The sequence below is a fragment of the Psychrobacillus sp. FSL K6-2843 genome (genome assembly GCF_038626375.1).
Taxonomy (GTDB): Bacteria; Bacillota; Bacilli; order Bacillales_A; family Planococcaceae; genus Psychrobacillus; species Psychrobacillus faecigallinarum.
On the sequence record NZ_CP152021.1, the window covers coordinates 2,720,151 to 2,732,352 of the forward strand.

Consider the following 12,202-nt stretch of genomic DNA (forward strand, 5'->3'; position numbering starts at 1 on the left):
AGTAAAAATATCCAACTACCTACATAGTACTATAAGCACGTGCAAATATCACTATTGTATTTCATTTGTTTCTTATGATTGAATTGGCTCCTTCTATCATTGAACAAATGCAAGCATGAATTTACGGTTGTATCGGCCGGTGAAAGCCGGGAGACGCTTGATTGTGTGAACCGAATTTTGAAAGAAAAACTTAAGATTGAGTTTGCGGCCAAACCTTTACAAACGCCGAGTTTTCAAAAAGAAACAACAAATTTACCTATGTCTTTTATAAGGGAATGGAAGTACCAAAGGAGTTAAAAGGGAAGTCTAAGTTTGCTAGACAGAAGTCTAAAATAGCCGGAACAATTCAAGGCTAGTTTTTTGTGATTAGAGGAGAATATTAAATTTCAATAACAAACAGCACCTCTCCAACGAATAATATACTCGCCATTAGGTAGACAGATCAAAAATAGCAATTCTAAAAACTCTATCATGAAGAAAAATATTCATTTGTCTACTTAACTGGGAGCAGTTCAAAGTTAGAGGATGCTGTTGTTTTTTCGCAAAACCTCACTTACTTATGGTACGGTTCACCGAAACTAACGGATACAGAAAATAAAAGCGGGACAAGATATCACGGATAACATAAAGTTAACTAAAATGTTCAAAAGTAATTTCTTTCTTCTTTTTCTTTCCTATCTTTAATGACAAATCAAGGTAGGCATGTGTTATCCTAAGATCCTTATACTCATAAATTTTTTCTGCGAAATTCACCATATTTTCACTCTCTCCATTCGTTTTCTCTGTACTTTTTCATCAAGTAAATCGGTATAACCATATTTGGTCGTTCTACACTTATTTGCTCCACTTTTCTATTTCTCCCATTTCAACTGTAATTGTGCCTTCATGTTCATTTTTAACTTCAACCCTGTCTCTCCATCTTTCAGGATTGCGATTCTTCAACCAAAAGATTTGTGCAGTTACATCTGGGGCTTGCAACTTCACAACACGTTTTACTATAACCATTTCTCCATCATGATTCTTCCCCCATGTCTCCTCTTCATATTGGTATCCCATTGCCCTCTTTAGTAGCGAGCACTCTACTTGTTCATCCATTACTTTACGTCCATTCCTTATGGCTTCGGCTAATTCGGGAAATTTATTCATCCAGTCGTAAAGTGTTGTATGGTTGACCCCAATGTTCTGAGCGATTTGTTTACCTATCAAACCGTTTTCTGCCCATTTTTTTATCTGTTCCAAACCTTCTTCAGTTAACCACTCAGTGTAAAGGGGTTTGCGACCAACCTTCCCCATCTTTTTTAATTGCTTATCATAAAATTTATTAGTACCTATGAGTTTTTTTTCTTCTAATTGCATATTTTATGAACCCCCTGTTTAATGTAATTAGAACGTATACAGCACTTAGTTATAAGTCAACAAAACTAAGAATTTAGAACGGCAGGCATCAATTTTTATAATAGCGGTTTTACATGACTTCCCCTACCCCTGAACACATATAAATCCTTGGATAATGAACTTTAAAATCTTCTGCCGAACGAATAATGGTTTGTAAATAAGAATCCCTTTGTGAAAATTCAATTAGATACTTTATAGTGTTATCATCATGACCGTTATTACGGAGTATACGAAAATGATTCACCCATCTTTCAAAGTTGGGTTCTTCTAGATATTCATTTTCCTGTATTAATTGATATAGTAGATGAGCGTTTTCTAGATCAACGTCGGAAGTCGAAGACTGTCGACTATTATTTTTATTTACCTTTTTTAAATTCTCTACCTTATTAACATTATTGTTTGTGTTTAATAGGAATTCATTTGTTGCTAATTTGTTGTTCATCTGACTTTCATCTTCTTGTCCACTTATTTGGTAGATGTTCCAGTTAACTACGGTTATTACACTAAATTTAGTCGTAGATTTGATGCTTAACATTCCTTCTTTTTCAAGAAACTTCATCCAACGCCACAATGTTTGCTCTGACACTCTTTCAGTACCAATTACATCCCTGTTATAATCCATGGTAAGAGATACTCTACCAGTGACAAACTGACCCTTTTCTAAAATGATTACTTGATTCCCAACTACTTGTTTTCTTTCTGTATGTGATGCTTTTAAAAGACATAGCATCCAGAGTTTCAATTTTTTCGAATCCCCAAAAACTGGACTTAGTAAAGTTTTCCTGTGAAGCTTAATCCAACCATTATGCATTATACTTCACCTTCTATGCTCTCTGTATTTACTAGAGGTTTCAATACAGTATTTAAGGTTTAATACACTAGGTTTTATCACTTGTAAATTGTTCATGGATGACTAACTCCTTTAAGTTCGAATAAAGGTACAATTCTTTTATATTTGCCCATCCCCTCATTGGAGTGAGGGGATGGATTTTTAGATTGTACCTTCCATTTATATGAATTTTTTCTGCCTCAACCTAAATTTCTTTTTCTTGGAATCCATGCTTCTATATAACTGATAGCTCTTTGCAGCTCAATTCGTTTCACATCTTTGTATGAACTAACGCCAAAACGATCTTTAATTTCTCTATACAACTCTGCAAAAAGCACTCTCTTATGTTCGTTGGATAATGCAAGGTCGTAAACTTTTTTACTTATTAATTGCTGCAATAAGCGTTGTTCACCGTGATCTAACGTAATTTGGTTATCAATTTTTTCGTGTAGAACTTTAAAATTTGTCTTTATATCTTCCAGTTCCTGTGTCGTCTCTAACATTTTCTCTGTTAACTGTACGTTATCTAAGGGAATACCGGGCAGATGATTTTTTTTTTCCATCTCTTCAAATTTAGTAACGTATGCGGCTGTAAAAAGAATACCTTTTTCACCAGTCATCTTATTAGCTACCAAATGGCACCCTTTAAGTGTGAGCATGTAACAAGGTAATGTTCTCCCTGTTTGATCTTTATAGTTGCTTTCTAAAAAAAAATCACTGACGACAAAATTGTCTTGAGCTAAAAGTTTAATAAAACCACGAATAGTTCTTAATATAACCCCATGTTCACGTCCAATCATTTCAGCAACATCGCGACTTATTGTTACTAGTTGTCCATCGAAGGGTACTACTTTTAATTGATTCATCGCTCAACTTCCTTTCATTTATAAGGTTTAAACATCCTACTTTATGTCATCTTAGACATTAAACTTTCCTAAAACCAATCATACCACCCCCTACCCGTTTTTCTTGTCCGCACCTCGTACGGTAGGCTTGGCTTATACTCTTATAAAAGTAGTTCGCCCTAAGTGTTAGCTTGGTTTTAACAAATTGTATCCATTAATGCTTGGCTATATCTTTGATTTTTCATTTTTTCTCCTAGGATGTAGATAGGCTCCAAGTATAATTCTTATATATACCTGTTGTTCTTTCTTCTTCCCTAAACTTCTCCAGCTTTACTTATTGATTTTTATTTTCCATACGCCATGCCAAGCGTTTTTATTTTATTACCATTCTTCCAAAATCATTTGAATAACGTCAACTGCTTCTTTGTATAGCCACCATCTTTTACGATCTTTTCTTCTTTCAATTAACCTCATGCGTGGATCTCTTAATATCTCCTCTTCTAAATACCTGGGACTCATAGAAGTTATTTCAGCCATCTTCTTCAAGTCAATTAACAAAAGTGATTCATGTATTTGCTGATCCAACTGTTTATTGATGTATGCTCTTATCGCTGTTTCATCGATATTAACCGTTACTTGTGCAGGAATCATATTTTCCACCTCCAATCGGTTGTTCATCAACCACTTTTACCAAAAAAATATCTTCAATACGTTCGTTAATCCCTTTAGATAATTTCTTAGCAAAAGTTGCGGAAGGACTTTTTTTCCCTCCTAAAACCTGTGAAAGATAAGAATGAGAAACCCCTATTTCCAGTGATAAAGTTCGTAATGTCCATCCTTTTTTTGCTATTAACAGTCTTGTACTAGTAACATTTTTCATTTGAAATACCACCATTTTCAATCACCTCCATATGTTTCTATATTGATCATAACACTAAAATGGTTGTTAATCAACCAATAAAATACTTTTTTGTTTGACCAGCGACCATTTTTTATATAAACTATACAAATAGAGATTGAAATGGGGTAATATTATGAAGCAATTTAGATTAGGAGAAGTTATAGGAAAAGCTAGAACCAAAAAAGGTCTATCACTAAGAGAGCTCTCAAGAAGAACAGGTATATCACACCCCTACCTTTCACAAATTGAAAATGGAAAAAATGATAGTCCCTCTAAGGAATTTTTATTGAAACTTGCTGACGTATTAGATCTTCCATTTGCATTTTTAATTTCAATTTCTTCTACTGACATGGGTTTAACAAATGAAATAGCAAAAGATGTTATAGACACTTATAGGTACTACATTCCAAGTTTTATTGATAATATTCATACCGCTGAAGAATTTATAAACTTGATATTAAGAGGAGATATAGAGAAAAGACCTGACTATTATACTAATATGAAGATAATGGAAATTAAACATTTCTTTAATGAGGTAAAAACCATTGAAATTCTAACAAGAAGAAACTCTAATGCTAATAATCTGGAAATACTAAAGAAAGTACTAGGTAACTCAAATCCACATATAAAAAAAGATGTATTATCTGATTATGAACCAGCTATATCTTTGGAGGATTATCTTTTTTCAGAACGAAAAGTAATGGTAAATGGAAAAGCCCTGTCTGATGAGGATAAAACAAAACTAATAGAAATTGCTAATACTATTTTTAAATAAATTATAAATTATGGTAATTTAACTTTATACATACCTATTCCTGTGCATACGCCATGCCAAGCAATGAAAGGAATGGTATAAGTTGAAACTACACAAATCCAGTAAAGAACCTGAGATTTACTATTATTACAATGTAAATAAAGAAAAGATGTGGATGTATCGCCATAAATATTATGACAATACTGGAAAACGTAAAGAGAAAAAGAAAAGTGGGTTTACTTCTGAGAAAGCAGCTTTGAAGTCGCTACTCGAAGTAAAAACTGCAACACTACGTGGAGAATCGAAGCAGATTGAACATGACCAAATAACCGTCGGAGAATGGTTAGACATTTGGTACGAAACGAATAAAGATAGATGGAAAATTACTTCTTGTAAACAAAGAGAGATGGCTATACGCCTTCAAATGAAACCACTACTAGGCCATTATAAGTTACAAAAATTAGACAGGTCCACCTACACCAGGGAATACCTAAATGTATTGGAAAAGAAATACAAACCTAGTACTGTTGATTTATTTCATAGCTTGTTTAAAATTGCAATAAATGCAGCGGTTGAGGATGAAATTTTGTCACGAAACCGATTTACAAAAATCACTCTTACTCCGAGCAAAGACATTCAAGTAGAAAACGAAAATTTCCTGACACCTGCAGAATTGGTTCTTTTTCTAGAAGCTGCTAAACATCAAGAAAATATCACGAACTATACGTGCCTCTTAACCATCTCGTATACAGGTATTCGGAGAGGAGAAGCACTGGGTTTACAATGGAAAAACATAAGTTTTGACAACAAAACCATATCAATAGAAAGAACTCGTGATAATAAAGGTATACGGTCACCCAAAACAAAAAATAGTTATAGAACTATATTAATCGATGACGTCCTAGTAAATCAATTGAAGGCATACAAAAAATGGTGTAAAGAAGCCATGCTTTCGTTTGGATATAAAATACAAGCAGATTCTTTTGTATTTACATCATTTCAAACTGGTCAGCCTATCACAGATAACAGTATTTTATATGCTGTCAGAAGAATATTAAAAAATACTTCTCTTCCTCCAATCACTACACACGGATTAAGACATACACATTGTACAATTTTATTAAATCGTGGAGTTAATGTGAAAGTGATCGCAGAACGTCTAGGAAATACACCTCAAATGATTTTTGAAATATACGGACATGTATTGAAGGAATTAGAAACAGAGTCTGTTATGTTGTTTAGTAAAAGCTTAGAAGCTAATGGGGCTAAGTTTGGGGCTAGTAGCTCATAAATACCCTATAACCCCTAATATAATAAAGGTTTTTAATATTACTGAGTTCTACTCTCGTTAATCTTATTGCTCTGCAAAGAGTAATGATAAAAGCCTTCATAACCTTGTTAATACAGGGTTTGGAGGCTTTTTTATTTTGTCTATAATGAAAGATAAAACAAGTAATAGAAAGTAATCCTCCCTTTTACCCTACTTCCTAAACTAGGCCTCCGTGAAACCAATTGAAACATTAATAATCTTCTTTAGGCGCCTCTATAAATTACTTCTTCCTTTTTCTTCTCATTAATTGCTTCTTCGTTTATTAAGCCTTATAGTCTAATTATTGTTATTTTACAATGCATTGGAAGGAGGATTTAAGTGATTCGCATACTTGCAGTAGATGACGATATACATATGCTGAATTTTGTTTCAGCCGAACTTCGACAAAATGGCTATGAAGTAATTGAAGCGACTTCAGGCGAACAAGCTTTAATGTGCTTAAATTCTAAGGCAATGGATTTAGCAGTAGTTGATGTAATGATGCCAGGTATGGATGGGTTTGAACTTACAAAAATATTGCGTAAAGATTATGATCTTCCAGTCATCCTGCTTACTGCTCGACATCATATTGAAGACAAAGAGCGTGGATTCTTAGCCGGCTCTGACGATTATCTAGTTAAACCTTTCGAGTCTAAGGAGTTGTTATACCGGGTTAAGGCTATTTTGCGAAGATATAATTATCCCGAGAATGACACGTTGACTATCGGTTCCTTGACCATTGATTTCAAAAGCTACGAAGTAAGCTCGCAACAAGGAATATTGCTCATTCCCCTTAAAGAATTTGAATTGCTGACACTTCTTGCCTCGAGACCTAGACAAGTGCTGAGTCGAGATTTAATAATAGAACTAATATGGGGAATTGACTTTCAAGGCAATGAACAGACGGTGAATGTTCATATTAAACGTCTACGCCAACGTTTAGAGCGTTTCGCTCCAGATGTTCGGATCATAACTGTAAGAGGAGTAGGCTATAAACTTGAGGTGAACACATGAGCCTTTATGTCAAATTTATTTGGTTCACCTTTGCAACAATGCTCTTCAGCAGCGTTGTCTCCTTTTTCGCGATGAACACCTATTATCATCAATATTTAAAAGAAGAAAATAACGACAAAAATCTGGACGTTGCCACATCTATTATCGAATTCATGGATAACCTCCCCTCAGATCAAATTGAAAATGCTTTTAGTTTGCTAGGAGATGCCGGTTATCAGCTGTATGTCACAGATGGAAAGACTGTAAATCGCTTTGGCGGAAAGTTCCGGGACGAATCTATTGATGATGAGAACGTTCAACAAGTTCTGGACGGGGAAGTTTTTAATGGTATACGAGATTTTCCGCGAGAAACCTTCGTTACCGGTTTTTTTGCCAACGAGCTAGAAAATACAGTGGGTGTTCCTCTGGAACTTAATGGTGAAAACCACGCACTCTTCCTACGGCCGAATATTAAGCTTCTTTTCCAAGAACTTCACTTATTATTTGGTGGAATGGCAGCAGGTATCATTTTATTGAGTTTTATCGGAATGCTACTGGTCGCACGCTTATTGATTCAACCGATTACGAAATTAACGGAAGCGACAGAAAAAATGGGTACGGAAACCTTTGACGTACCTCTTTCCATTGATCGAAAAGATGAGATTGGCCGTTTGGCCGATCAATTTATCAAGATGCGTAATAGTATTGAACAATCCACCTTAAAACGTAAAGAATTCGTTCACAATGTGTCCCATGATATACAATCACCGCTTCATACAATACAAAGTTATTTGTCTCTTCTTCAAAAGAAAGAAAGCAGCGAGGAGGAAAAAAAACAATACGCTGCCATTATCCAAGAAGAAACGACTCGCCTATCTCTTTTAACTAAACAATTACTCACTTTAGCGTCATTTGATGTAGAAGCGACAGATTTAGTAGAGGAGATTTTCATTGACCAACAGATACGCGACATACTGTCTCATTTGCGGTACGCATTTGATGAAAAAGAGATTGGAATTTCAGCTAAATTGGTAGCTGTTAAAGTGAAAGGAAACGCAGTACTCCTTCGAACTGTTTGGGAGAATCTGTTGACCAATGCAATTAAATATAGTGAGCCTGGAGATTCCATTGAAGTCCAACTAAGCGTTACTTCTACTAATATGGTGTTAGAAGTTTTGGATGAAGGGATCGGTATGACAGCTGAAGAAGCCAGTCGTGCATTTGATCGCTTTTATCGGGCGGATCATGCACGAATACGTTCATTGAAAGGATCTGGTTTAGGATTGGCTATTGTAAAAGAGATTGTCGAATTGCATAAAGGGACTGTTGAAATAAAAAGTACTCCTAATATAGGCACGACAGTACAAATAAAACTGCCTCTTTTATAAATGAATGTTGAAATAACAAATGTAATGGAGTTTTTTGCTTTGCAGTGTTCCGTTTAATCTGTGCTTTTGATGTTGCTGACAACGTTCTGGATATGCTAAAAAGATAAGAAATGTGAAACGTTATTTTGGGACTTCCATCTCGAACTGTAATCTCTTGTTCATCTTCCATTCATCTAACGGATATAAACTGAGACTATAAACAAAATCGGAGGCATTCAAATGAACATTGCATGGAAAGAAATTAAAAAAAATAAAATAAGATTTATGATTTTGGGTTCGATTGTGTTTCTGGTCAGTTTGTTGACCTTCATTATTTCTGGTCTCGCTAATGGTTTGTCCCAAGACAACGCAGCTCTGATTAAAGAGTTGCCGGATGGACAATTTTATATGAATACAGACGCGGAAGAAACCTATAATCTTTCGCTGATAGATACCAGTGTCCAAGATACTGTTTTAAGTGAAAAAGAAGAGGCTGCTGCATTATCCATTCAAATGGGGTTTTTGAATGATGAAAAAGACAAGCAACGCAGTGTAGCATTTGTCACATCAACTGAATCGAAGTTGTTTGAAAACGTCAAAGAAGGCGAAATTGTCCTGGATCGCTCTCTGGAGGAAGAGGGATTAAAAGTCGGTGATACACTGACCAACAACCAATTCAGTGGCGAATTCATTGTTAAAGGATTTGTAGATCAACAAAAGTACAGTCACGCTCCTGTCGCATTTATCAATATGGAAAACTACAAAGAGATGTATCGGGTAAATGAAATGCAATTGATTTTTATACCTGGTGAAGAGAGTTTACTAGCAATCGAAGGGCTACAATCTTTTTCAAACACCGAATTCCTCAATACTATTCCCAGTTACAGTGCGGAACAATTGTCACTTAACATGATTGTCTGGTTTTTAGTCGTCATCAGCGGGCTGTTGTTCGCCATCTTCTTCTATATGATGAATGTACAAAAAATCGGATTGTATGGGATCTTAAAAGCAATCGGTGTAAAGACGAGTACACTGTTTAAAATGATGTGGGCTCAGATGCTCTTCATCACAGTCATTGCCCTCGGACTGTCAATTGCACTTAGCCAGAGTTTTAACTACATCGCACCTGAAGGAATGCCTTTTAGTTTAACTGCTGCCACTACGGTCCAATTGTCTATCGTTTTCCTCATTATTGGATTTGTTGGTGCAACACTTTCAGGTATCCAAATAAAAAAAGTCGAACCGCTGCAAGCGATTCAACAAGGAGAGGTTTAATATGGCAATTTTCACAATAAATGATGTGAGAAAAAAATTTACAAATGGCGAAGTAGTAGAAGAAATATTAAAGGGAATCGACCTTTCTCTTCAACAAGGCGAGATTACTGCGCTAGTAGGGGCCTCAGGTTCTGGTAAAAGTACTCTACTGACAATTGCAGCAGGGCTCCAACCGGCATCGGACGGCCAAATTATGTTCAATGGAAACAACATGACAGACATGGACCAAGAACAAATACGAAAAGTCCGGGCTAGTGAGTTTGGCTTTGTCTTTCAGTCTGCGCATCTTGTACCTTTCCTTACAGTAGAAGAACAGTTGATTCTAATGCTCGAGGTGTCGGAATCAAAATTAAAAAAAGAACAACTAAAAAAAGAAATTGCCCATATTTTAAAACTGATTGATATGGAACACCGAAAAAATGCCTATCCTGCATCTTTGTCTGGTGGGGAGAGACAAAGGGTAGCGATTGCCCGTGCCATCATTCATAAACCCAAAATACTTTTTGCAGACGAACCAACTGCCAGCTTGGATTCAAAACGTTCAAAAGATGTTATGGAGCTAATTCGCAATTTAACTAAAACACTTAATATTACAACCTTGATGGTGACTCATGACGAGGAAATGCTTGCATATGCTGATCATATCATTACGATGAAAGATGGCTTAATCAAATAATGAGAATAACATTGTATAAACTCGTCCCTATTCGGGGACGAGTCAGACTGTAGACAAACACCATGAATTTTGATGTTTTGCCTACAGTCTTTTTTCTTTTAAGGGATAAAGCTAGAAATGTCAATCTCCGCTGCGAACGGACGCTTTCCGCGGGCACGGCTTCAGCCGCTTCCCTCGCTACGCTCAGTCCAGGGTCTTCAGCTCGCGCTATTCCCGCTGGAGTCGCCGCTCTCCGCTCCAATCAACAGTGCTTCCTATTAAAGGAATGAGGAGATGGAGAATGTAGTTGAGGACTTGCGACACAACTATTAAAGTAATATATGAAAAAAGAAAAAAGCATGGTATGCGATGGACAACCCTAATGGAATAAAAAAATTGTCCATGCAGGCGATGCTTACTTTTGTTGACTTAAATCTTAAGAAACTAGCCAGATTCAACCTAGATTAATTGGAAAAGGGTTGGAAATAGAAATGATTTCCACCCCTTTTATCTACACTCTAACTCGTCCCTATGGGACGAGTTTTTTTGAAAAAATGGATGAGAAAGGAATAACTACTTTGACTTGGTTAATTACGCACTTTAATCTTGATTTTATGAATCTTTTGCTACTATTAAATCATTGAATAAAAAAGGGTTAACAAGCATAAAAAAAGCATATCTAAGAAAAATCTTGGATATGCTTTATTGTTAGGTAGTCAATAGTCTAGCAAAGTACGACTATCAGTTTATTTATTACCTACATTTTATATTGCTATTTGTTAGCTATAAAAATTTGACTCTTTGCTAAACTCCTTAAGTAAAACTCCTTCATTATAATCTAACCATTTTTTCATTTCTCGCTCTACCGCTTTGTTTTGCCATTCAAACCAAAAATTTATACACTCGCTGCAATGGCTATCTACACCTTTATTATTATTCAGATCCCTACAAGTAAATAAGGTTTTTCTACGGCAACTGTAGCAGTAGATTTCTTTTTCATCTAAAAGCATTTATAGTTCCCCTCCAGTTTAGATAAATTATTGTCCAATAAATGGATTTTTATACCTAAAATGAGGTCATTACTAGTTCCAAGCTTTGATAGTATCTATGTTATCTTGGCATGCTTTTGTTCTGCTACAACTAACACATCGAAATGCCACTCTGAAGGAACCTTTCTACAGGGCCCTCTACTAGTTCCTCCACTGCTCTATTGTTTCTTTACGCCAATGGGTTTCAAGTAAGCCAATTAAAATTTCGCTTCCTAAAGGTTGCCTCCTTCATCTTAGAAAAGAAGTCATAATTCTATCCTTATGCTTACAATTGATCTAGTGCAATATTCAATTTCAAGACATTTATTCTCTGCTCACCAATAAAATTAAATTGACGACTTTCTGTATTATCTTCTATTAAATTCATTAGTTTAGCTTCACTTAATCCACGCTCTTGTGCAATTCTAGGTACTTGAATTTGTGCAGCAAGCTTGGTTATATGTTGGTCAAGTCCCGAGCCAGAGTTAGTTAATAGATCATTGGGAATATCTTCTTGTCTTACTTCGGGATTGTTCTTTAAAAACAGTTTTAAATCGGTTTTCGTTCGTTCAACCATATCTTTATTTGTTGGTGCATAATTCATAGAGCCCGATCCGGAAGCATTATATTCTATAGATGATACTCGCCCATTAAAATAATGTGGTTCAGTAAATTTTTGGCCTATCAGTTCAGATCCAATAATATTACCCTCTGCATTAGTAATGATACTTCCTGCAGCCTTCTCGGGCATTAATAATTGTGAAATTCCAGTCATTACTAAAGGATATGCCAATCCACATATTAAGAGTAGCATAATACTAATACGTAAATTTTTTAACATTTATATCACC

13 protein-coding genes and 2 pseudogenes are annotated in these 12,202 nt (G+C 35.5%); 8 read left to right on the forward strand and 7 right to left on the reverse strand.

Going from position 1 to position 12,202, the window contains the following annotated elements:
- Window positions 1-99: 99 nt before the first annotated feature.
- A pseudogene (locus tag MKY94_RS13715) lies at window positions 100-356 on the forward strand (phage tail protein); the annotation flags it as partial.
- A gap of 478 nt (window positions 357-834) precedes the next feature.
- Here the strand turns inward: MKY94_RS13715 and MKY94_RS13720 are convergent.
- The 5 genes from MKY94_RS13720 to MKY94_RS13740 form a co-directional block, all read right to left on the reverse strand.
- Entirely contained in the window at window positions 835-1,356 is a 522-nt protein-coding gene (locus MKY94_RS13720) for a helix-turn-helix domain-containing protein (protein ID WP_342577225.1), read from the reverse strand.
- A gap of 109 nt (window positions 1,357-1,465) precedes the next feature.
- Window positions 1,466-2,206: a hypothetical protein gene (locus MKY94_RS13725; protein WP_342577226.1), complete on the reverse strand. Its 741-nt coding sequence runs from the start codon at window positions 2,204-2,206 to the stop codon at window positions 1,466-1,468.
- A gap of 218 nt (window positions 2,207-2,424) precedes the next feature.
- Complete coding sequence (locus tag MKY94_RS13730) at window positions 2,425-3,090, reverse strand: Rha family transcriptional regulator (protein WP_342577227.1); 666 nt, start codon at window positions 3,088-3,090, stop codon at window positions 2,425-2,427.
- 360 nt (window positions 3,091-3,450) lie between these two features.
- A complete protein-coding gene (locus MKY94_RS13735) occupies window positions 3,451-3,720 on the reverse strand; it encodes a hypothetical protein (protein ID WP_342577228.1) in 270 nt (89 codons plus the stop codon).
- Window positions 3,695-3,949 carry a helix-turn-helix transcriptional regulator gene (locus MKY94_RS13740; RefSeq protein ID WP_342577229.1) on the reverse strand — a complete coding sequence of 85 codons (255 nt, stop codon included), beginning with the start codon at window positions 3,947-3,949 and terminating at the stop codon, window positions 3,695-3,697. Before MKY94_RS13740 ends, MKY94_RS13735 begins: the two co-directional genes overlap by 26 nt.
- Before the next feature lie 154 nt (window positions 3,950-4,103).
- Between MKY94_RS13740 and MKY94_RS13745 the strand changes: the two genes are divergently transcribed.
- The 7 genes and pseudogenes from MKY94_RS13745 to MKY94_RS13775 all read left to right on the forward strand — a co-directional run.
- On the forward strand, window positions 4,104-4,745 hold the full coding sequence (locus MKY94_RS13745) for a helix-turn-helix transcriptional regulator (protein ID WP_342577230.1): 642 nt from the start codon (window positions 4,104-4,106) through the stop codon (window positions 4,743-4,745).
- An 82-nt stretch (window positions 4,746-4,827) separates the two neighbouring features.
- Entirely contained in the window at window positions 4,828-6,015 is a 1,188-nt protein-coding gene (locus tag MKY94_RS13750) for a tyrosine-type recombinase/integrase (RefSeq protein ID WP_342577231.1), read from the forward strand.
- Between the two features lie 357 nt (window positions 6,016-6,372).
- Window positions 6,373-7,047 carry a response regulator transcription factor gene (locus tag MKY94_RS13755; RefSeq protein ID WP_151113530.1) on the forward strand — a complete coding sequence of 225 codons (675 nt, stop codon included), beginning with the start codon at window positions 6,373-6,375 and terminating at the stop codon, window positions 7,045-7,047.
- Window positions 7,044-8,414 carry a HAMP domain-containing sensor histidine kinase gene (locus MKY94_RS13760; protein ID WP_151113528.1) on the forward strand — a complete coding sequence of 457 codons (1,371 nt, stop codon included), beginning with the start codon at window positions 7,044-7,046 and terminating at the stop codon, window positions 8,412-8,414. The genes MKY94_RS13755 and MKY94_RS13760 overlap by 4 nt, the downstream gene beginning before the upstream one ends.
- A gap of 219 nt (window positions 8,415-8,633) precedes the next feature.
- On the forward strand, window positions 8,634-9,668 hold the full coding sequence (locus tag MKY94_RS13765) for an ABC transporter permease (protein WP_151113526.1): 1,035 nt from the start codon (window positions 8,634-8,636) through the stop codon (window positions 9,666-9,668).
- 1 nt (window position 9,669) lies between these two features.
- A complete protein-coding gene (locus MKY94_RS13770) occupies window positions 9,670-10,344 on the forward strand; it encodes an ABC transporter ATP-binding protein (protein WP_342577232.1) in 675 nt (224 codons plus the stop codon).
- A 298-nt stretch (window positions 10,345-10,642) separates the two neighbouring features.
- A pseudogene (locus tag MKY94_RS13775) lies at window positions 10,643-10,791 on the forward strand (transposase); the annotation flags it as partial.
- A 311-nt stretch (window positions 10,792-11,102) separates the two neighbouring features.
- On the opposite strand, the gene MKY94_RS13780 reads toward MKY94_RS13775, so the two are convergent.
- Together MKY94_RS13780 and kdpC are read right to left on the reverse strand one after the other, a co-directional pair.
- Window positions 11,103-11,333 (reverse strand): hypothetical protein, encoded by a 231-nt coding sequence (locus tag MKY94_RS13780; RefSeq protein WP_144535334.1) that lies wholly within the window; start codon window positions 11,331-11,333, stop codon window positions 11,103-11,105.
- 304 nt (window positions 11,334-11,637) lie between these two features.
- A complete protein-coding gene (gene kdpC, locus MKY94_RS13785; protein ID WP_151113522.1) occupies window positions 11,638-12,192 on the reverse strand; it encodes a potassium-transporting ATPase subunit KdpC in 555 nt (184 codons plus the stop codon).
- Window positions 12,193-12,202 lie beyond the last annotated feature (10 nt).

What these genes read in the sequence shown, in the direction of transcription:
- MKY94_RS13720 (WP_342577225.1), bottom strand. Translation starts at nt 1,356, where the DNA reads ATGCAATTAGAAGAAAAAAAACTCATAGGTACTAATAAATTTTATGAT.
- MKY94_RS13725 (WP_342577226.1), bottom strand. Translation starts at nt 2,206, where the DNA reads ATGCATAATGGTTGGATTAAGCTTCACAGGAAAACTTTACTAAGTCCA.
- MKY94_RS13730 (WP_342577227.1), bottom strand. Translation starts at nt 3,090, where the DNA reads ATGAATCAATTAAAAGTAGTACCCTTCGATGGACAACTAGTAACAATA.
- MKY94_RS13735 (WP_342577228.1), bottom strand. Translation starts at nt 3,720, where the DNA reads ATGATTCCTGCACAAGTAACGGTTAATATCGATGAAACAGCGATAAGA.
- MKY94_RS13740 (WP_342577229.1), bottom strand. Translation starts at nt 3,949, where the DNA reads ATGAAAAATGTTACTAGTACAAGACTGTTAATAGCAAAAAAAGGATGG.
- MKY94_RS13745 (WP_342577230.1), top strand. Translation starts at nt 4,104, where the DNA reads ATGAAGCAATTTAGATTAGGAGAAGTTATAGGAAAAGCTAGAACCAAA.
- MKY94_RS13760 (WP_151113528.1), top strand. Translation starts at nt 7,044, where the DNA reads ATGAGCCTTTATGTCAAATTTATTTGGTTCACCTTTGCAACAATGCTC.
- MKY94_RS13765 (WP_151113526.1), top strand. Translation starts at nt 8,634, where the DNA reads ATGAACATTGCATGGAAAGAAATTAAAAAAAATAAAATAAGATTTATG.
- MKY94_RS13770 (WP_342577232.1), top strand. Translation starts at nt 9,670, where the DNA reads ATGGCAATTTTCACAATAAATGATGTGAGAAAAAAATTTACAAATGGC.
- MKY94_RS13780 (WP_144535334.1), bottom strand. Translation starts at nt 11,333, where the DNA reads ATGCTTTTAGATGAAAAAGAAATCTACTGCTACAGTTGCCGTAGAAAA.
- kdpC (WP_151113522.1), bottom strand. Translation starts at nt 12,192, where the DNA reads ATGTTAAAAAATTTACGTATTAGTATTATGCTACTCTTAATATGTGGA.